15 protein-coding genes and 13 tRNA genes are annotated in these 19,648 nt (G+C 40.3%); all 28 read left to right on the top strand.

Going from position 1 to position 19,648, the window contains the following annotated elements; genetic code table 11:
• Positions 1 to 73, top strand: a tRNA-Thr gene (locus H7U02_RS09985).
• 6 nt (positions 74 to 79) lie between these two features.
• Positions 80 to 151: transfer RNA gene (locus H7U02_RS09990), tRNA-Gly, on the top strand.
• Between the two features lie 6 nt (positions 152 to 157).
• Positions 158 to 243 (top strand) — tRNA-Leu (locus H7U02_RS09995).
• Positions 244 to 257: 14 nt separating this feature from the next.
• Positions 258 to 331, top strand: a tRNA-Arg gene (locus H7U02_RS10000).
• A 6-nt stretch (positions 332 to 337) separates the two neighbouring features.
• Positions 338 to 411: transfer RNA gene (locus H7U02_RS10005), tRNA-Pro, on the top strand.
• 5 nt (positions 412 to 416) lie between these two features.
• Positions 417 to 490: transfer RNA gene (locus H7U02_RS10010), tRNA-Met, on the top strand.
• A 16-nt stretch (positions 491 to 506) separates the two neighbouring features.
• Positions 507 to 580 (top strand) — tRNA-Ile (locus H7U02_RS10015).
• 19 nt (positions 581 to 599) lie between these two features.
• Positions 600 to 689: transfer RNA gene (locus tag H7U02_RS10020), tRNA-Ser, on the top strand.
• Positions 690 to 698: 9 nt separating this feature from the next.
• Positions 699 to 772: transfer RNA gene (locus tag H7U02_RS10025), tRNA-Met, on the top strand.
• A 3-nt stretch (positions 773 to 775) separates the two neighbouring features.
• Positions 776 to 848 (top strand) — tRNA-Phe (locus H7U02_RS10030).
• A gap of 9 nt (positions 849 to 857) precedes the next feature.
• Positions 858 to 928, top strand: a tRNA-Gly gene (locus H7U02_RS10035).
• Between the two features lie 32 nt (positions 929 to 960).
• Positions 961 to 1,034 (top strand) — tRNA-Ile (locus H7U02_RS10040).
• A gap of 4 nt (positions 1,035 to 1,038) precedes the next feature.
• Positions 1,039 to 1,126, top strand: a tRNA-Ser gene (locus H7U02_RS10045).
• A 58-nt stretch (positions 1,127 to 1,184) separates the two neighbouring features.
• Entirely contained in the window at positions 1,185 to 2,015 is an 831-nt protein-coding gene (mreC, locus tag H7U02_RS10050; protein ID WP_049545166.1) for a rod shape-determining protein MreC, read from the top strand.
• Between the two features lies 1 nt (position 2,016).
• Positions 2,017 to 2,541 (top strand): rod shape-determining protein MreD, encoded by a 525-nt coding sequence (gene mreD / locus H7U02_RS10055; protein ID WP_037599472.1) that lies wholly within the window; start codon positions 2,017 to 2,019, stop codon positions 2,539 to 2,541.
• A gap of 84 nt (positions 2,542 to 2,625) precedes the next feature.
• Complete coding sequence (locus H7U02_RS10060; protein ID WP_201043304.1) at positions 2,626 to 4,134, top strand: CHAP domain-containing protein; 1,509 nt, start codon at positions 2,626 to 2,628, stop codon at positions 4,132 to 4,134.
• Between the two features lie 211 nt (positions 4,135 to 4,345).
• A complete protein-coding gene (locus H7U02_RS10065) occupies positions 4,346 to 5,311 on the top strand; it encodes a ribose-phosphate diphosphokinase (RefSeq protein WP_110980754.1) in 966 nt (321 codons plus the stop codon).
• Positions 5,312 to 5,402: 91 nt separating this feature from the next.
• Positions 5,403 to 6,578 (top strand): pyridoxal phosphate-dependent aminotransferase, encoded by a 1,176-nt coding sequence (locus H7U02_RS10070; protein ID WP_049545078.1) that lies wholly within the window; start codon positions 5,403 to 5,405, stop codon positions 6,576 to 6,578.
• The gene (gene recO / locus H7U02_RS10075) at positions 6,565 to 7,338 is read left to right on the top strand and encodes a DNA repair protein RecO (RefSeq protein WP_110980755.1); all 774 of its coding nucleotides are present in this window, start codon (positions 6,565 to 6,567) and stop codon (positions 7,336 to 7,338) included. The genes H7U02_RS10070 and recO overlap by 14 nt, the downstream gene beginning before the upstream one ends.
• A 211-nt stretch (positions 7,339 to 7,549) precedes the next feature.
• Positions 7,550 to 8,554: a phosphate acyltransferase PlsX gene (plsX, locus tag H7U02_RS10080; RefSeq protein WP_110980756.1), complete on the top strand. Its 1,005-nt coding sequence runs from the start codon at positions 7,550 to 7,552 to the stop codon at positions 8,552 to 8,554.
• On the top strand, positions 8,554 to 8,799 hold the full coding sequence (locus H7U02_RS10085) for a phosphopantetheine-binding protein (protein WP_004181960.1): 246 nt from the start codon (positions 8,554 to 8,556) through the stop codon (positions 8,797 to 8,799). Before plsX ends, H7U02_RS10085 begins: the two co-directional genes overlap by 1 nt.
• Positions 8,800 to 9,057: 258 nt before the next feature.
• Positions 9,058 to 9,765: a phosphoribosylaminoimidazolesuccinocarboxamide synthase gene (purC, locus tag H7U02_RS10090; protein WP_002886293.1), complete on the top strand. Its 708-nt coding sequence runs from the start codon at positions 9,058 to 9,060 to the stop codon at positions 9,763 to 9,765.
• A 66-nt stretch (positions 9,766 to 9,831) separates the two neighbouring features.
• Entirely contained in the window at positions 9,832 to 13,557 is a 3,726-nt protein-coding gene (locus H7U02_RS10095) for a phosphoribosylformylglycinamidine synthase (protein WP_110980757.1), read from the top strand.
• Positions 13,558 to 13,712: 155 nt separating this feature from the next.
• The gene (purF, locus tag H7U02_RS10100; RefSeq protein ID WP_110980758.1) at positions 13,713 to 15,152 is read left to right on the top strand and encodes an amidophosphoribosyltransferase; all 1,440 of its coding nucleotides are present in this window, start codon (positions 13,713 to 13,715) and stop codon (positions 15,150 to 15,152) included.
• Positions 15,153 to 15,363: 211 nt separating this feature from the next.
• A complete protein-coding gene (purM, locus tag H7U02_RS10105) occupies positions 15,364 to 16,386 on the top strand; it encodes a phosphoribosylformylglycinamidine cyclo-ligase (RefSeq protein ID WP_110980759.1) in 1,023 nt (340 codons plus the stop codon).
• Positions 16,386 to 16,943 (top strand): phosphoribosylglycinamide formyltransferase, encoded by a 558-nt coding sequence (purN, locus tag H7U02_RS10110; RefSeq protein ID WP_110980760.1) that lies wholly within the window; start codon positions 16,386 to 16,388, stop codon positions 16,941 to 16,943. Before purM ends, purN begins: the two co-directional genes overlap by 1 nt.
• Positions 16,940 to 18,019, top strand: coding sequence for a hypothetical protein (locus H7U02_RS10115; protein ID WP_110980761.1), 1,080 nt, complete (start codon positions 16,940 to 16,942; stop codon positions 18,017 to 18,019). Before purN ends, H7U02_RS10115 begins: the two co-directional genes overlap by 4 nt.
• The gene (gene purH, locus H7U02_RS10120; RefSeq protein WP_110980762.1) at positions 18,012 to 19,559 is read left to right on the top strand and encodes a bifunctional phosphoribosylaminoimidazolecarboxamide formyltransferase/IMP cyclohydrolase; all 1,548 of its coding nucleotides are present in this window, start codon (positions 18,012 to 18,014) and stop codon (positions 19,557 to 19,559) included. The genes H7U02_RS10115 and purH overlap by 8 nt, the downstream gene beginning before the upstream one ends.
• Positions 19,560 to 19,648: the final 89 nt, after the last annotated feature.

A 19,648-nucleotide genomic window follows, 5' to 3' on the forward strand; every position in this document is an offset into this window, starting at 1 on the left:
GCCGGCTTAGCTCAGTTGGTAGAGCATCTGATTTGTAATCAGAGGGTCGCGTGTTCAAGTCATGTAGCCGGCATAAAATGCGAACGTAGTTCAGTGGTAGAACATCACCTTGCCAAGGTGGGGGTCGCGGGTTCGAATCCCGTCGTTCGCTTGAGGAGCCGGGGTGGCGGAACTGGCAGACGCACAGGACTTAAAATCCTGCGAAAGGAAACTTTCGTACCGGTTCGATCCCGGTCCTCGGCATAATATAATATTGAGCACCCTTAGCTCAACTGGATAGAGTACCTGACTACGAATCAGGCGGTTAGAGGTTCGACTCCTCTAGGGTGCATTTTATCGGGAAGTAGCTCAGCTTGGTAGAGCACTTGGTTTGGGACCAAGGGGTCGCAGGTTCGAATCCTGTCTTCCCGATTTATGGCGGTGTAGCTCAGCTGGCTAGAGCGTCCGGTTCATACCCGGGAGGTCGGGGGTTCGATCCCCTTCGCCGCTATATATATGGATTTCTTGGACCTTTAGCTCAACTGGTTAGAGCACTCGGCTCATAACCGAGCGGTCGTAGGTTCGAGTCCTACAAGGTCCATATATTAATTATAATATTTGGAGGATTACCCAAGTCCGGCTGAAGGGAACGGTCTTGAAAACCGTCAGGCGTGTAAAAGCGTGCGTGGGTTCGAATCCCACATCCTCCTTATAATTAACGCGGGATGGAGCAGCTAGGTAGCTCGTCGGGCTCATAACCCGAAGGTCGTAGGTTCAAATCCTGCTCCCGCAATATGGCTCGGTAGCTCAGTTGGTAGAGCAATGGATTGAAGCTCCATGTGTCGGCGGTTCGATTCCGTCTCGCGCCATTTTGTTAAGCGGGTGTAGTTTAGTGGTAAAACTACAGCCTTCCAAGCTGTTGTCGCGAGTTCGATTCTCGTCACCCGCTTTATTTGGAAACAAATAACCAAGCATTAGCTTGGGCGCGTAGCTCAGATGGTTAGAGCGCACGCCTGATAAGCGTGAGGTCGGTGGTTCGATTCCACTCGTGCCCATATTGGAGAATTACTCAAGAGGCTGAAGAGGACGGTTTGCTAAATCGTTAGGTCGGGTAACTGGCGCGGGGGTTCGAATCCCCCATTCTCCGTAGTATTATGACGAATTATCTTTTAGATAATTCGTTTTCTTTTTTTTGAGGTGACAAAATGAAAAATAGTTTTTATCGATTTCTTCTTTATGGGTTTATTATTATTCTATTTTTTGTAATGCTTTTTTCTTTTGTCTTTACTAATAAAAAATTAACGAAGGATATCTCTTTTAATGTATCTGGTTTAGTTACAAAAGTAGACTCTGTGGTTTCAGTTCCATTTACTGCACTATCAAAATCTCACAATGTTCTTTCTGATCTTTTATCAACTTATTCTGAGAATCGTGATTTAAAAAAATCTTTATCAAATTTAGAGAATCAATCGGCTATTATTTCTAACTTGCAAGAAGAGAATGATTCTTTAAGAGCATCGCTTAATCTTTCGGACAAGCTAAGTCGTGATAATGTTCTCACTGCTGAAGTTTCTATGAGACCTTCTGTGACTTGGTTAAAAGAGTTAACTATTAATGTGGGTAAGTCTAAGAATGTTAGTAAATCTATGCTAGCAACTTCTAATGGTGGAGTTATTGGCTTTGTAACTAAAGTTTATGATGATACAACAACTATTTCTTTACTTTCTAGTAGTTCTAGTGATAGTTACCTTGCATCTAGTGTTAAATCAGAGGACGATAATCAGATTTTCGGGATTATATCACGTTATGATAATAAAAAGAAGCTATTAGAGATGACACAACTTAATTCATCTTCTAACGTTAAGGTCGGCACTGAAGTAGTCACAAGTGGTCTTGATGATGTATCAGTAAAGGATGTTCCAATTGGTACTGTAGACTCTGTTATTGATTATGAAGGAAATCGTACGATTTTGGTAAAACCTTATGCTGATTTTGATAAAATTTCTTATGTTACTTTAGTTGGAGATGGTAAATAATATGAAATTATCCAAGTATTCTATTATTCCTTTCTTACTGAGTATTGTCCCTTTTCTATGGGATGGTCATATTTCTATGATACTTAATCATTATTTATCCCCTGAATTTTTTCTATCATCTCATCTTTTTATTATTTATATTTTCATCTTAACTCTTGATTTTCCAAATAAGTATGCATTTCTTTACCTTATTTGTTTTGGATTTCTTTATGATACCTATTATTTCAAAACAGTTGGTATAGTGATTCTAACTCTGCCACTGTTATGCTATCTGTTAACTCAGCTAGGACGAATTGTTAAGAGAAATACCTATGTTGATTTTTTGTTAATGTTTTTATTCTTATTTCTCTTTGATACCATAAATTTTGGCTTTGCCTTATTCTATGGTTTCTCCAATGAGTCTGTGACTGATTTTATTATTTATCAACTAAGTCCTAGTATAGTGTTTAATCTTTTGATTTTTATCTTTATTAAACCTATTCTTGAAAAATTATTTTTGTATCTGTCAGTTGATAGATTTAAATAGAACTGTAATATTGGCGTAACAAAGTTTGCGCCATTTTTTGATACAATAAGAAGGTCTTATCGAAAAGGAGTAGTATTTTATATTATGAAAAAACGTATTCTTTCAGCAGTGTTGGTAAGTGGTGTAACCTTATCAGCAGCTGCATCAGTACATGCAGAGGATTATGATTCGCAAATCGCTGCTGCAGATAACGCAATTAGTAACCTTGCTTCTCAACAAGAGACTGCACAAGCGCAAGTTGCTACAATCCAATCTCAAGTATCTACACTTAGAACACAAAAATCAGATTTGGAAACTAAAAATGCTGAACTTGAAAAAGTATCAGCAGATTTGGAATCTGAAATTCAAGAATTATCAAGTAAAATTGTAGCTCGTCAAGATTCTTTGGCGAAACAAGCTCGTAGTGCTCAACAAAATAACACTGCGACTAGCTACATCAACTCTATCTTGAACTCTAAGTCAATCTCTGAAGCTATTACTCGTATCACAGCTATTTCAAAAGTTGTTACGGCTAATAATGACATGTTGACAAAACAAGAGTCTGATCAAAAAGAGCTTGCTGCTAAGCAAGAACAAAACCAAGCTGCTATTAATGAAATTGCAACTAATAAAGCTGAGCTTGAAACAACAGAAGCTGGTTTGACAACTCAACAAGCTGAACTAGAAGCAGCACAAGTTACTTTGGCTGCAGAATTGGCTACAGCACAAGATGAAAAAACATCACTTGTTTCTGCTAAATCAACTGCAGAAGCTGTGGCAGCTTCAACTGCAGCATCAGTTGCTCAGTCTCAAGCAATTGCAGAATCAGAGGCAGCAGCACAAGCAGTAGCATCTTCAGAAGCGGCAGCATTTGTAGCTCAATCAGAGGCGGCAGCATCTTCAGAAGCAGTAGCTCAACCTTCTGAAGCTACTGTTTCAGAAACAGCGACAGCGTCAGAAGTAGCACAAGAACCGGTTTCATCAGAAACTTCAGAAACTACTCAAGAGCCAACTGTTGCAACTTCAGAAGCAACACAAGAGCCTGCTGCTCCAGCAACATCTGAAGCACAGCCAGAATCAGCTGCGTCAGAGGCACAACAAGAGCCTGCTGCCCCAGTAACATCTGAAGCACAACCAGAATCAGCTGCTTCAGAAGCTCCAGCTCCTGCTAGCGAAGCACCTGCGGCAACTTCAGAAGCACCAGCAAGTCAAGCACCTGCAGCTTCAGAAGCTCCAGCTCCTGTTGCTGAAACACCTAAAGTATCAGCAGCATCAACTCCTAATACATATCCAGTTGGTCAATGTACTTGGGGTGCTAAATCATTAGCTTCATGGGTTGGTAATTACTGGGGTAATGCTAAAAACTGGATTGCTAGCGCACAAGCAGCTGGTCACTCAGTTGGTACAACTCCTGTAGCCGGTGCAATTGCGGTTTGGCCAAATGATGGTGGTGGTTATGGTCACGTAGCTTACGTCACATCAGCATCAGGTGCAAATTCAATTCAAGTTATGGAATCAAACTATGCTGGTAACATGTCAATCGGTAACTACCGTGGTACATTTGATCCAACATCATCAGCTCATGGTGGTTCTGTATACTATATTTACCCATAATGAATACAAAAAGGCGATTCGAATTTTCTCGAATCGTTTTTATTTTATGGCAAAATGTCTTTACTTTCTGGAACTGCTTTTAGACGGGAAAATGTCGAGGTTAAGGTTAAATCTTTTTAGTCTTGTTAAGTTACTGTGACACCATTTATTTTGCATTGAAAATCAATCTAAAAAAAGGTAGAATGGTTTAGTAGATATTTTGGAGGAAATCATGTCTTATACGAATTTGAAGTTGTTTGCTTTATCGTCTAACCAGGAATTAGCAGCAAAAGTTGCTGATAAAATGGGTATTGAACTCGGAAAATCAAGTGTTCGTGAATTTTCAGATGGTGAGATTCAAGTTAATATTGAAGAATCTATCCGTGGTCATCACGTTTTTATTCTTCAATCTACAAGCTCCCCTGTAAATGATAACTTGATGGAAATCTTGATTATGGTTGATGCACTAAAACGTGCCAGTGCAGAAACAATCAGTGTTGTTATGCCTTATTATGGTTATGCACGTCAAGACCGTAAGGCACGTTCACGTGAACCAATCACATCTAAGTTGGTTGCTAATATGCTTGAGGTTGCAGGTGTTGATCGACTTTTGACAGTTGACCTCCATGCTTCTCAAATTCAAGGATTCTTTGATATTCCTGTAGACCATTTGATGGGTGCACCACTTATCGCAGATTACTTTGATCATGCTGGTCTTACTGGAGATGATGTTGTTGTTGTTTCTCCAGACCATGGTGGTGTGACTCGTGCACGAAAACTTGCTCAATGTTTGAAAACACCAATTGCAATCATTGATAAGCGTCGTAGTGTTGATAAAATGAACACTTCTGAGGTTATGAATATTATTGGTAACGTTGAAGGTAAAACATGTATCTTGATTGATGATATGATTGATACTGCGGGTACAATCTGTCATGCGGCGGATGCGCTTGCTGAAGCTGGTGCAACTCATGTTTATGCCTCATGTACTCACCCTGTATTGTCAGGTCCAGCACTTGATAATATTCAAAAATCTGCTATTGAGAAGCTTGTCGTATTGGACACGATTTATCTTCCAGAAGAACGTTTGATTGATAAAATTGAACAAATTTCAATTGCTGATTTGATTTCAGAGGCAATTATTCGTATTCATGAAAAACGTCCATTGTCACCTTTGTTTGAAATGGGCCATAAATAGACTAAAGCTAGCCTAGGCTAGCTTTTTTGGTGTTTAAATGCGTTTGAGTTTTTGATATAATGTAAGGCATAATTGCAAAGAGGTGACCGTGATGGATTTAACACAACGTTTTAATAAAAATTTAGATAAGATTGAAGTTTCAATGATTCGTCAGTTTGACCAATCAATTTCAGATGTACCAGGGATCAAAAAGTTGACACTTGGTGAACCTGATTTTACAACTCCAGATCATGTAAAAGAGGCTGCTAAAGCTGCTATTGATGCTAACCAGTCGCACTATACAGGTATGGCAGGGCTTCCTGCCTTACGTCAGGCAGCTGCGGAGTTTGTTAAGGAAAAATACAATCTTACTTATAACCCAGATAATGAAATTTTGGTGACTATTGGAGCTACAGAAGCCCTTTCTGCAACATTGACTGCTATTTTGGAGCCAGGAGATACGATTCTTTTACCTGCACCAGCCTATCCTGGATATGAGCCGATTGCAAATCTAGTTGGTGCTGAAATTGTCGAAATTGATACAACAGCTAATGATTTTGTTTTGACTCCGGAGATGTTAGAAAAGGCAATTTTGGAGCAGGGAGATAAGCTTAAAGCCGTTTTGCTTAACTACCCAACCAACCCAACCGGTGTGACCTACTCACGTCAACAGATTAAAGATCTGGCTGAAGTTCTGAAAAAATACGATATTTTTGTTGTTAGTGATGAAGTTTACTCTGAACTAACTTATGTGGATCACCATGTATCTATTGCTGAGTATTTGCCGGAACAAACGATTTTGATTAATGGTTTGTCTAAATCTCATGCGATGACAGGGTGGCGTATTGGTTTGATTTTCGCACCTGCAGTCTTGACGGCTCAGTTGATTAAGAGTCACCAATATTTGGTAACAGCTGCAGCAACAATGGCGCAATTTGCAGCTATTGAAGCCTTATCTGCTGGTAAGGATGATGCCCAACCAATGAAAGTTGAGTACTTGAAGCGTCGCGATTATATTCTTGAAAAAATGACTGAACTTGGTTTCAGAATTATTAAACCTGATGGTGCTTTCTACATCTTTGCTAAGATTCCAGAAGGGTATACTCAAGACTCCTTTAAGTTCTGCCAAGACTTTGCTCGTGAAAAAGCTATTGCGATTATCCCAGGGGTCGCTTTTGGGAAGTATGGCGAAGGCTTTGTTCGCTTGTCGTATGCGGCTAGCATGGATACTATTGAAACAGCTATGACTCGTTTGAAAGAGTTTATGGAAGAACATGCAGAAGCTTGAGAGTAAAGGGCTTGTCCTCTTCAATCGTAATTATCGTGAGAATGATAAACTAGTTAAAATTTTTACCGAGCAAGCTGGTAAACGGATGTTTTTTGTTAGAGGTGGTGGGGCAGGTAAATTAAGTGCTGTCATTCAACCTTTGACCATCGCTGAATTCATGATGACTGTAAATGATGAAGGTCTATCTTTCATAGAAGATTATAGCCAGGCAGAGTCCTTCAAGGAAATTACAGGCGATATTTTCAAGCTGTCTTATGCGACTTATTTGGCTGCATTGACAGATGCTACTATTGCTGATGGTGTGACAGATGCGCAATTATTTGTATTCTTGGAGAAGACGCTTGAATTAATGGAAGAAGGCTTGGATCATGAAATATTGACTAATATCTTTGAGATTCAGGTTTTAGACCGTTTCGGCGTACGCTTGAATTTTCACGAGTGTGTCTTTTGTCATCGTGTAGGCCTTCCTTTTGATTTCTCGTTTAAGTTCTCGGGGCTACTTTGTCCAAATCACTATGCAGAGGATGAAAGGCGTAGTCACTTGGACCCTAATGTGCCTTATCTTTTAGATCGTTTTCAGGGGCTTTCCTTTGAAGAATTGAGAAGCATATCTGTTAAGGATGACATGAAACGAAAGCTACGATATTTTATCGATGACCTCTATGATAATTATGTTGGAATACATCTTAAAAGTAAGAAGTTTATTGATAATCTAAATTCTTGGGGCCATATTATGAATAAAGAAGATAGTGCTGACTAGACATTATCTTCTTTTTGTTTCACGTGAAACAGGAAAGTAATGGTTTTCAGTCTCAGGGGTTAAAATGTAGGTCAGTTCGTGCTATAATAATAAGATAATAAGCTGAAAGACTCTGCTAGAAACAGTGAACTAGTCTATTTTAGTTACCTAATATTTTATTGAAAGAAATCTGAGTTTGTTTTTTATGGCAGAGGACGAGAGGGAGAATGCTATGCATGTAATTGCAGTAGATGCTATGGGTGGCGATAATGCGCCACAAGCAATTGTAGAGGGAGTCAACCAAGCTATAGCAGATTTCAAAGATATTGAAATCCAGCTTTATGGTGATGAAGCTAAAATCAAGACTTATTTGACAGCGAATGAACGTGTGAGCATTGTGCATACTGATGAAAAGATAAATTCGGATGATGAGCCAGCTAAAGCTATTCGCAAGAAGAAAAAAGCTTCAATGGTCTTAGGTGCACAGGCTGTTAAGGAGAAAAAAGCAGGTGCCGTGATTTCTGCGGGAAATACAGGTGCCCTTCTGGCTGCAGGTCTCTTCGTGGTCGGACGTATTAAGGGAGTTGAGCGTCCAGGTCTTATGTCAACAATGCCAAGTTTTACTGGTCAACCCTTTGATATGCTTGATTTGGGTGCTAATGCGGAAAATACAGCTAGTCATTTGCATCAATATGCTATTTTAGGATCTTTCTATGCCAAAAATGTGCGTGGAATTGGCAACCCTCGTGTAGGTCTCCTTAATAATGGGACTGAGGAAACAAAGGGGGATAGTCTTCGTAAGGAGGCTTTTGAGCTCTTATCTAAGGAGCCAAGTATTAACTTTGTTGGTAATGTTGAGGCGCGTGAAATCATGTCAGGAGCTGCTGACGTGGTAGTTGCTGATGGTTTCACAGGAAATGCAGTTCTCAAGGCAATCGAGGGAACGGGACTTGGTGCCATGAAGACTCTTAAGTCAGCTATCATGAATGGTGGTCTTAAAGCTAAGTTAGGTGCCTTCCTATTGAAAGACAGCCTAAAAGGGATGAAAGAGACTATGGATTACTCTAGCGCTGGAGGTGCAGTTCTCTTTGGTCTTAAAGCTCCTGTAGTAAAATGTCATGGATCTAGTGATGCTAAGGCGGTTTACTACACCATTAAGCAGGTTCGTACGATGCTTGATACTAAGGTTGTTGAGCAGCTGGTTGAAGCCTTTAGTCCGAAAGAGGAGGCTAACTGATGAGTAGAGTAGAAATTCTTCAGAAAATGCAGCTCGTAATTCAAGAGCAGATGGGGAAAGAGGACATTGTTTTAACCGAAGCTACCAAATTAGATGACTTGGGTGTGGATTCAATAGAGCTTATGGAATTCATTATTAATTTGGAGGATGAGTTCGACCTTGAGATTTCCGATGATACTATTGACCATATGGTTAAGGTAGCTGATTTGTTGGACTATTTGTCTGAGGAATTGAATAAAGAATAAGAAAGCTAGACGTAATAATATAATAGTTGTGTACTATACGATTGTTATTTTGTTGGAGTGAGGCAAGAAACTAAATGTTATATGGATTTAGTTCTGTCACACTCCTTTTTTCTATACATTATTTATTAAGAAACTCTAAAAAAGAACTAAAACACGAACGTTATTTTTTTACCCAAGTAATAAAGTTTGCTATATGTTGGTTTTTGGATTCTGGTGTGGTATAATTAAGACGAATAAACTTGAAAGGCGAACAATTCCATGTCAAACCAACTGATTTATACTGGGAAAGCTAAAGATATTTATAGTACAGAAGACGAAAATGTGATTAAGTCGGTCTATAAGGACCAGGCAACCATGCTTAATGGTGCTCGTAAGGAGACTATTAAGGGAAAAGGTGTGCTAAATAATCAGATTTCGTCTCTTATTTTTGAAAAATTGAATGCTGCGGGTGTAGCTACTCACTTTATCGAACGTATTTCTGATACCGAACAACTTAACAAGAAAGTTACTATCATTCCTTTGGAGGTTGTTCTTCGTAATGTGACTGCGGGTTCTTTCTCTAAACGTTTTGGCGTTGAAGAAGGTTTGGACTTGAAAACTCCAATCGTTGAATTTTACTACAAGAACGATGATTTGGATGACCCATTCATCAATGATGAGCATGTGAAGTTCTTGGATATTGCCAATGATGAACAAATTGCTTATATCAAGGAAGAAACGCGTCGTATCAATGAATTACTAAAAGATTGGTTTGCACAAATTGGTCTTCGCTTGATTGACTTCAAATTGGAATTTGGTTTTGATAAGGATGGCAAGATTATCTTGGCAGATGAATTCTCACCAGATAACTGCCGCCTTTGGGATGCTGAAGGGCACCATATGGACAAGGATGTCTTCCGTCGTGATCTTGGTAGCTTGACAGATGTTTATGAAGTTGTATTGGAAAAATTGCAAGGATTGAAGTAGCCTTTTACAAATAGAATACTTGGTCTTCACTACAATCTTTAAGTAGAAATAGATAAAGGAAATAAAATGGATAAACGTATTTTCGTTGAGAAAAAAGCTGATTTTCGTGTGAAATCTCAGTCTTTAGTAAAAGAATTAAAGCATAATCTTCAGTTGAAAACTTTGAATGATCTTCGTATTGTTCAGGTTTACGATGTCTTTAATTTGGCAGAGGACTTGTTTGCGCGTGCGGAAAAACACATCTTCTCTGAGCAAGTGACTGATACTGTTTTGGACGAGGCTGTGGTTAAAGCTGATCTTGAGAAGTATGCTTTCTTTGCTATTGAAAGTTTGCCTGGTCAATTTGACCAACGTGCGGCATCTTCACAAGAAGCTTTGCTTTTGCTTGGTAGTTCAAATGATGTAACAGTGAACACAGCGCAACTTTACTTGGTTAACAAGGATATTGATGCAAATGAGTTGGAAGCTGTCAAAAACTACCTTTTGAACCCAGTGGATTCTCGTTTCAAAGATATCACTGTTGGCATTGCGAAACAGGATTTCTCTGAGTCTGACAAGACCATTCCAAACTTGGATTTCTTTGAAAGCTATACGGCAGAAGATTTTGCCAAGTATAAGGTTGAGCAAGGCTTGGCAATGGAAGTGGATGACCTTCTCTTCATTCAAGATTACTTCAAGTCTATTGGACGTGTACCAACTGAGACTGAGTTGAAGGTTTTGGATACTTACTGGTCTGACCACTGCCGTCACACAACTTTCGAGACTGAGTTGAAAAACATCGACTTCTCAGCTTCTAAATTTGAAAAACAATTGCAAGCGACTTATGACAAATATATTGCCATGCGTGATGAGTTGGGACGTACAGAAAAACCTCAAACCTTGATGGATATGGCGACTATTTTTGGTCGCTATGAGCGTGCTAATGGTCGTTTGGATGACATGGAAGTGTCTGATGAAATCAATGCTTGCTCAGTTGAAATTGAAGTGGATGTCAATGGTGTGAAAGAACCATGGCTTCTCATGTTCAAGAACGAAACTCACAACCACCCAACTGAGATTGAACCATTTGGTGGAGCGGCTACTTGTATCGGTGGTGCCATTCGTGACCCATTGTCAGGTCGTTCATACGTTTACCAAGCCATGCGTATCTCAGGTGCTGGTGATATTACAACACCAATTGCTGAAACTCGTGCTGGTAAATTGCCACAACAAGTGATTTCTAAAACAGCGGCTCACGGTTATTCTTCATACGGTAACCAAATTGGTCTTGCAACAACTTACGTTCGTGAATACTTCCACCCAGGTTTCGTTGCTAAGCGTATGGAGCTAGGTGCAGTTGTCGGTGCGGCTCCTAAGGAAAATGTTGTCCGTGAGAAACCTGAAGCAGGTGATGTGATTATCTTGCTCGGTGGTAAGACTGGACGTGACGGTGTCGGTGGTGCGACAGGTTCTTCTAAAGTTCAAACGGTTGAATCTGTTGAAACAGCTGGTGCTGAGGTTCAAAAAGGGAATGCTATCGAAGAACGTAAGATTCAACGTCTTTTCCGTAATGGGGATGTGACACGTCTTATCAAGAAATCAAATGACTTTGGTGCTGGTGGTGTCTGTGTGGCTATCGGTGAATTGGCAGATGGTCTTGAAATTGATCTAGACAAAGTGCCATTGAAATACCAAGGTTTGAATGGTACAGAAATTGCCATCTCTGAATCTCAAGAACGTATGGCCGTAGTGGTTCGTCCAGAAGATGTAGATGCCTTCGTTGCTGAATGTAACAAAGAAAATATTGATGCTGTTGTCGTTGCGACAGTAACTGAAAAACCAAATCTTGTCATGCACTGGAATGGTGAAACAATCGTTGATTTGGAACGTCGTTTCCTTGATACAAACGGTGTACGTGTGGTTGTAGATGCTAAGGTGGTTGACAAGGATGTCAAGCTTCCAGAAGAACGTCAAACATCTGCTGAAACCCTTGAAGCTGATACTCTTGAAGTCTTGGCTGACCTTAACCATGCAAGTCAAAAAGGTTTACAAACCATCTTTGATAGCTCAGTTGGTCGTTCAACAGTTAATCACCCACTTGGTGGTCGCTACCAAATCACACCAACTGAAGCTTCTGTACAGAAATTGCCAGTCCAACATGGAGTGACAACAACTGCTTCTGTTATGGCGCAAGGGTTCAACCCTTATGTAGCAGAATGGTCTCCATATCATGGCGCTGCTTATGCAGTAATCGAGGCAACAGCTCGTTTGGTTGCTGCTGGTGCAAACTGGTCTAAGGCTCGTTTCTCTTATCAAGAATATTTCGAGCGTATGGATAAACAAGCAGAGCGTTTTGGTCAACCAGTATCAGCTCTCCTTGGGTCCATCGAAGCTCAGATTCAACTTGGTTTGCCATCTATCGGTGGTAAAGACTCTATGTCTGGTACCTTTGAAGAATTGACAGTACCACCAACCTTGGTTGCTTTTGGGGTAACAACTGCAGATAGCCGTAAGGTTCTTTCCCCAGAATTCAAAGCTGCTGGTGAAAATATTTACTACATTCCTGGTCAAGCTTTGGCACAAGAAATTGACTTCGATCTTATCAAGTCTAACTTTGCTAAGTTTGAAGCCATCCAAGCTGACTATAAAGTCACATCTGCATCAACTGTCAAATATGGTGGTGTGGTTGAAGCTCTTGCCCTTGCAATATTTGGTAACCATATTGGTGCCACTGTAACCCTTGAAAATATTGAGACTGCCTTGACAGCTCAATTGGGTGGATTCGTCTTCACATCTCCGGAAGAGATTTCAGGTGTTGCCAAGATTGGACAAACAGCAGCTGACTTTACACTTACTGTCAATGGTGTAACGCTTGATGGACACAAACTTGACAGTGCCTTCCAAGGTAAATTGGAAGAGGTTTACCCAACGGAATTTGCACAAGCAACTGAGTTGGAAGAAGTACCTGCTGTAGCATCTGATGCTGTGATCAAAGCTAAAGAAACAGTTGAGACACCAGTAGTTTACATCCCAGTATTCCCAGGTACTAACTCTGAGTACGATTCAGCTAAGGCCTTTGAAAAAGAAGGTGCAAAAGTCAACTTAGTACCATTTGTAACACTTAATGAAGAAGCTATTGTCAAGTCTGTTGACACCATGGTTGACAATATCGAAAAAGCTAACATTATCTTCTTTGCAGGTGGCTTCTCAGCAGCGGATGAACCAGATGGATCAGCTAAATTTATCGTTAACATCTTGCTTAATGAAAAAGTACGTGCAGCCATTGATAGCTTCATCGAACGTGGTGGTTTGATTATTGGTATCTGTAACGGATTCCAAGCCCTTGTTAAATCAGGTCTTCTTCCATACGGTAACTTTGAAGATGCAAGCAGCACTAGTCCAACCCTCTTCTACAATGATGCCAACCAACACGTGGCTAAGATGGTTGAAACACGTATTGCCAACACTAACTCACCATGGCTTGCCGGAGTGGAAGTTGGTGACATCCATGCCATCCCAGTATCACACGGTGAAGGTAAATTTGTCGTGACAGCTGAGGAATTTGCAGAGCTTCGTGACAATGGTCAAATCTTTACCCAATATGTTGACTTTGAAGGTAAACCAAGCATGGATTCTAAATACAATCCTAACGGATCTGTGAATGCTATCGAAGGTATCACAAGTAAGAACGGTCAAATTATTGGTAAGATGGGTCACTCAGAACGTTTCGAAGACGGTCTCTTCCAAAATATTCCAGGAAATAAAGACCAACACCTCTTTGCGTCAGCGGTTAAATACTTTACTGGAAAATAATAGAGTGCCAAGTGCACTCAGTAATGATATTTTTCAATGTAGCAGTAGTTCTAAAGAGCTTGAAAACTTGAGTTCACATTAGTGAAATGAGAGGCTAGGAACAGTTTTTCGTTTGCATAACATTAGGAAAATATCAAAAATAAAAGGTATAAAAAATGACATACGAAGTTAAATCTCTTAATGAAGAATGTGGTGTTTTTGGTATCTGGGGTCACCCGGATGCTGCCAAATTAACTTATTTCGGACTTCACAGTCTCCAACACCGTGGTCAAGAGGGAGCAGGAATTCTCTCAAATGATGCGGGTCAATTGAAGCGTCATCGTGATATGGGGCTTCTCTCAGAAGTTTTCCGTGATCCAGCCAACTTGGATAAGCTAACTGGAACGGCTGCTATCGGTCATGTTCGTTATGCGACTGCTGGTGAAGCTTCTGTAGACAATATTCAACCATTCATGTTTAAGTTTCACGATGGACAGCTTGGTCTTGCTCATAATGGGAATTTGACTAATGCAGAGTCACTAAGACATGAGTTGGAGAAAAATGGAGCTATCTTAAACTCAACTTCTGACTCAGAAATCTTAGCTCACTTGATTCGCCGTAGCCACAACCCATCATTCATGGGTAAAGTAAAAGAAGCTCTGAGCACTGTTAAAGGTGGATTTGCTTATCTTCTTATGATTGAGGACAAGCTTATTGCAGCTTTGGATCCAAATGGCTTCCGTCCCCTTTCTCTTGGTAAGATGAGCAATGGTGCTATCGTGGTTTCATCTGAAACATGTGCCTTTGAGGGTGTTGGTGCAGAATGGATTCGGGATGTAAATCCAGGTGAGGTTGTTATCATCGATGATAATGGCATCACTTACGATACCTATACAACGGATACGCAATTGGCTGTTTGTTCGATGGAGTATATCTACTTTGCCCGTCCTGATTCAAATATCCAAGGGGTCAATGTCCATACAGCTCGTAAACGTATGGGTGCTCAATTGGCACGTGAGTTCAAACATGAAGCAGATATTGTCGTTGGTGTGCCTAATTCATCACTTAGCGCAGCCATGGGATTTGCGGAAGAATCAGGCTTGCCAAATGAAATGGGCTTGATTAAAAACCAATACACCCAACGTACCTTTATCCAACCAACACAAGAATTGCGTGAGCAAGGGGTTCGTATGAAGCTCTCTGCCGTATCAGGTGTTGTTAAAGGAAAACGTGTGGTTATGATTGACGACTCTATTGTACGTGGGACAACATCACGTCGTATCGTTAATTTGCTAAAAGAAGCAGGAGCAACAGAGGTCCACGTAGCAATCGGTAGCCCAGCCCTTGCCTACCCATGTTTCTACGGTATCGATATTCAAACACGTAAGGAATTGATTGCGGCCAATCATACAGTTGAGGAAACACGCGAAATCATTGGAGCGGATAGCTTGACTTACTTGTCTATTGATGGCTTGATTGAATCTATTGGAATTGACACAGATGCACCAAACGGTGGCCTTTGTGTGGCTTACTTTGATGGTAAATATCCAACACCATTGTATGACTACGAAGAACGCTATTTGGAAAGTTTGAAAGAACACACTTCTTTCTATTAAGAGCAGTGCAGAAGAAAAAAGAGGAAAAAATTATGTCTAAAAATGCTTACGCTCCACGTCTCACTACTGACTAAAAGCTAAAGCATTTGTCAGTAGACACTTTGCCCTATGGGGTCAAAGCTAGAGACCTGACTAGTATTTTTAGATAAAAAGATGGTTCATCTAAAAATACGTCGCACTCTTTCTCGAAAAAAGAAAAGGAATAAATAAAATGACAAATAAAAATGCTTACGCTCAATCGGGTGTGGATGTTGAAGCAGGTTATGAAGTTGTTGAACGTATCAAAAAACACGTTGCCCGTACAGAGCGTGCAGGTGTCATGGGAGCTCTCGGTGGCTTCGGTGGTATGTTCGACCTTTCAAAAACAGGTGTCAAAGAGCCTGTTTTGATCTCAGGTACAGATGGTGTCGGTACTAAACTCATGCTTGCTATTAAGTACGACAAACACGATACTATCGGTCAAGACTGTGTTGCTATGTGTGTTAACGATATCATCGCCGCAGGTGCTGAGCCCCTTTACTTCCTTGACTACGTAGCAACTGGTAAAAATGAACCAGCTAAATTGGAGCAGGTCGTTGCTGGTGTTGCTGAAGGTTGTGTGCAAGCTGGTGCAGCCCTTATTGGTGGTGAAACTGCTGAAATGCCTGGTATGTATGGTGAAGACGACTATGATTTGGCAGGTTTCGCGGTAGGTATCGCAGAAAAATCTCAAATCATCGACGGCTCAAAAGTAGCTGAAGGTGACGTGCTTCTTGGACTTGCTTCAAGTGGTATCCACTCAAATGGTTACTCACTCGTGCGTCGTGTCTTTGCTGATTACACAGGTGAAGAAGTTCTTCCAGAACTTGAAGGCAAAAAACTTAAAGACGTTCTTCTTGAACCAACTCGTATCTACGTCAAAGCAGCTTTGCCACTCATCAAAGAAGAATTGGTTAACGGTATTGCCCACATCACAGGTGGTGGTTTCATCGAAAATGTGCCACGTATGTTCTCAGATGACTTGGCTGCTGAAATTGATGAAAGCAAAGTGCCAGTTCTTCCAATTTTCAAAGCCCTTGAAAAATATGGTGAAATCAAACATGAAGAAATGTTTGAAATCTTCAACATGGGTATTGGTCTCATGCTTGCGGTTAAACCAGAAAATGTTGAACGTGTCAAAGAACTTCTTGACGAACCTGTTTATGAAATCGGTCATATTGTGAAGAAAGATGGCGCAAGTGTGGTGATTAAATAATGGCTAAAAGGATTGCTGTATTTGCCTCTGGCAACGGCTCAAACTTCCAGGTGATTGCGGAACAATTTCCAGTAGAATTTGTCTTTTCAGATCACCGGGATGCCTATGTCTTAGAACGTGCTAAGAACCTTGGTGTGGCTAGCCATGCCTTTGAACTCAAGGAATTTGACAATAAAGCAGCTTATGAAGAAGCTATCGTCAAACTCTTGGATGAACACCAGATAGATTTGGTTTGCTTGGCCGGTTATATGAAAATCGTCGGTCCAACCTTACTGGCAGCTTATGAGGGCCGTATCATCAATATTCACCCGGCATATCTCCCTGAATTCCCAGGAGCTCATGGTATTGAGGATGCTTGGAATGCAGGTATTGACCAGTCTGGTGTGACTATTCACTGGGTGGATTCTGGCGTTGATACCGGTAAGGTCATCAAACAAGTCCGTGTGCCACGCCTTGAAGGTGATACCCTTGATACTTTCGAAACTCGCATCCACGAAACAGAGTACAAGCTCTATCCAGAAGTCTTGGATAGTTTGGGAGTTGTGAGGAAATTATGAAGAAATCACAAGCAAAAGGATATTTATTAGAAATTGTATTGGCTAAGTTATTAAAAGTTAACGGATATGATTTGGTAACAAGCTCTGATAATGAAATTAGGATCTTGGAAAGGAATGGCTTAAATGTCAAGGGAAGAGGTGGTTATCATCAATTTGACTCTTTAGGAACGTTCCGTATCACGCCACCATTTGTATATCCTATACGTTTATTTTTAGAGGCTAAATTTTATACAAATAAGGTTGGCATAGATAGAATTAGAATGGGAATAGGTATTCTACAAGATGTAAATACTAATTATTTTACAGTTAAAATGACAAATGAAGAATTAAACTTACCTAAATATAATTATAACTATGCTATTTTTTCTACATCAGGATTTACAGGTGATGCTCAAAGATTGGCTCTTGCTCATAAGATTAGGTTAATAGACCTATCGTCTGGTTATTATAGCTGGATTAGATTTTTTATAAATCAAATTGTAGATAGATTGTTTACTTATCATAGTAACAACGGTGATGATATTAGTAGTGATATTTTTAATGATTTTAAAGAAGAGTTTTCTAGTTGGATTAATAATTTAAGAGGTAATCAACTTGATAGATGGTTTGATTTCGGTATTCAACAAGCAGTTGTGTATGAATTTGTAAACCAAATGCAAAATGTTAGAAGTATTTATATAGCGAGTACAAAGAGTTCACAAATCATAGCACTTATACCTGATAATGATGATGAGTTTCGTAATTCGCTACTTAGAAACCCACATCAAGAAGTAACTATCACATGGAACGAAAATGAGAATGATGTATGGATAGTTAGACCAACTAGAAATTATGATCAATATAGACTTACATTTCAATTACCAGCTATTATTCGAGATTATATTTTTAATAATTCAGTAAATCAATATGAGAGTGCCTATGACGAAAAAAGAAGAAGTTTTGGGATGCTATCATTTATTGCTTATCTTGAGGATGAGAATCCTACTTTGTGCACACTAAAATTTAATGAAGAAGAAACTAGAATATTGGTAGATCGCTATAATCAACAGTTTAGATTGGAGAATCAACATGACTAAACGCGCACTAATTAGTGTCTCAGATAAAGCGGGCATTGTTGAATTTGCCCAAGAACTCAAAAAACTTGGTTGGGATATCATCTCAACTGGTGGTACTAAAGTTGCCCTTGACAATGCTGGGGTAGACACTATCGCTATCGACGATGTGACTGGTTTCCCAGAAATGATGGACGGTCGTGTAAAGACTCTCCACCCAAATATCCACGGTGGTCTCCTCGCTCGTCGTGACCTCGATAGCCACCTTCAAGCGGCTAAAGACAATAATATTGAACTTATCGACCTTGTTGTGGTAAACCTTTACCCATTCAAGGAAACGATTCTTAAACCAGACGTAACTTACGCTGATGCGGTTGAAAACATCGATATCGGTGGGCCATCTATGCTTCGTTCAGCAGCTAAAAACCACGCTAGCGTAACAGTTATGGTAGATCCTGCTGACTATGCTGTTGTGCTTGACGAATTGTCAGCGAACGGCGAAACAAGCTACGAAACTCGCCAACGTTTGGCAGCAAAAGTATACCGTCACACAGCTTCATACGACGCTTTGATTGCAGAATACTTCACAGCTCAAGTGGGTGAAACAAAACCTGAAAAACTCACTTTGACCTATGACCTCAAGCAACCTATGCGTTACGGTGAAAACCCTCAACAAGACGCAGACTTCTACCAAAAAGGTTTGCCAACGGCTTACTCAATTGCTTCAGCTAAACAGCTTAACGGTAAAGAATTGTCCTTCAACAATATCCGTGACGCTGATGCCGCTATCCGTATCATCCGTGATTTCAAAGACCGTCCAACAGTTGTGGCTCTCAAACACATGAACCCATGTGGTATCGGTCAAGCTGACGACATCGAAACAGCTTGGGACTACGCTTATGAAGCTGACCCAGTATCAATCTTTGGTGGAATCGTAGTCCTCAACCGTGAAGTGGACGCTGCGACAGCTAAGAAAATGCACAGTGTCTTCCTTGAAATCATCATTGCACCAAGCTACACAGACGAAGCTCTTGAAATCTTGACAACTAAGAAGAAAAACTTGCGTATCCTTGAGTTGCCATTTGACGCCCAAGACGCTAGCGAAGTGGAAGCAGAATACACTGGTGTTGTTGGTGGTCTCCTCGTTCAAAACCAAGACGTTGTTAAAGAAAGTCCAGCTGACTGGCAAGTGGTTACTAAACGCAAACCAACTGAGACAGAAGCGACAGCTCTTGAGTTTGCTTGGAAAGCTATCAAGTACGTCAAATCAAACGGTATCATCGTGACCAACGACCACATGACACTTGGTGTTGGCCCAGGTCAAACCAACCGTGTAGCTTCAGTTCGTATCGCTATTGAGCAGGCTAAAGACCGTCTTGATGGTGCTGTTCTTGCTTCAGATGCCTTCTTCCCATTTGCGGATAACGTAGAAGAAATCGCCAAAGCAGGTATTAAAGCAATCATCCAACCAGGTGGATCAGTCCGTGACCAAGAGTCAATTGAAGCGGCTGATAAACATGGTTTGACAATGATCTTTACAGGCGTTCGTCACTTCCGTCATTAAGAAATTTTTCCTTAATATAATATTTTATAGTTGATGTTTTACGAATAATTAAGTATAATATGGATATATTATGGTAATTAATTTAAGAA

Origin of the sequence: Streptococcus sp. 3.1, from assembly GCF_016648915.1 — a bacterium.
GTDB lineage: Bacteria > Bacillota > Bacilli > Lactobacillales > Streptococcaceae > Streptococcus > Streptococcus salivarius_E.

Coding starts and splice junctions, on each gene's coding strand:
- purF (WP_110980758.1), top strand. CDS start 13,713: ATGACATACGAAGTTAAATCTCTTAATGAAGAATGTGGTGTTTTTGGT.
- H7U02_RS10095 (WP_110980757.1), top strand. CDS start 9,832: ATGGATAAACGTATTTTCGTTGAGAAAAAAGCTGATTTTCGTGTGAAA.
- plsX (WP_110980756.1), top strand. CDS start 7,550: ATGCATGTAATTGCAGTAGATGCTATGGGTGGCGATAATGCGCCACAA.
- H7U02_RS10085 (WP_004181960.1), top strand. CDS start 8,554: ATGAGTAGAGTAGAAATTCTTCAGAAAATGCAGCTCGTAATTCAAGAG.
- mreD (WP_037599472.1), top strand. CDS start 2,017: ATGAAATTATCCAAGTATTCTATTATTCCTTTCTTACTGAGTATTGTC.
- H7U02_RS10070 (WP_049545078.1), top strand. CDS start 5,403: ATGGATTTAACACAACGTTTTAATAAAAATTTAGATAAGATTGAAGTT.
- H7U02_RS10060 (WP_201043304.1), top strand. CDS start 2,626: ATGAAAAAACGTATTCTTTCAGCAGTGTTGGTAAGTGGTGTAACCTTA.
- purN (WP_110980760.1), top strand. CDS start 16,386: ATGGCTAAAAGGATTGCTGTATTTGCCTCTGGCAACGGCTCAAACTTC.
- mreC (WP_049545166.1), top strand. CDS start 1,185: ATGAAAAATAGTTTTTATCGATTTCTTCTTTATGGGTTTATTATTATT.
- purM (WP_110980759.1), top strand. CDS start 15,364: ATGACAAATAAAAATGCTTACGCTCAATCGGGTGTGGATGTTGAAGCA.
- purH (WP_110980762.1), top strand. CDS start 18,012: ATGACTAAACGCGCACTAATTAGTGTCTCAGATAAAGCGGGCATTGTT.
- recO (WP_110980755.1), top strand. CDS start 6,565: ATGCAGAAGCTTGAGAGTAAAGGGCTTGTCCTCTTCAATCGTAATTAT.
- H7U02_RS10115 (WP_110980761.1), top strand. CDS start 16,940: ATGAAGAAATCACAAGCAAAAGGATATTTATTAGAAATTGTATTGGCT.
- purC (WP_002886293.1), top strand. CDS start 9,058: ATGTCAAACCAACTGATTTATACTGGGAAAGCTAAAGATATTTATAGT.
- H7U02_RS10065 (WP_110980754.1), top strand. CDS start 4,346: ATGTCTTATACGAATTTGAAGTTGTTTGCTTTATCGTCTAACCAGGAA.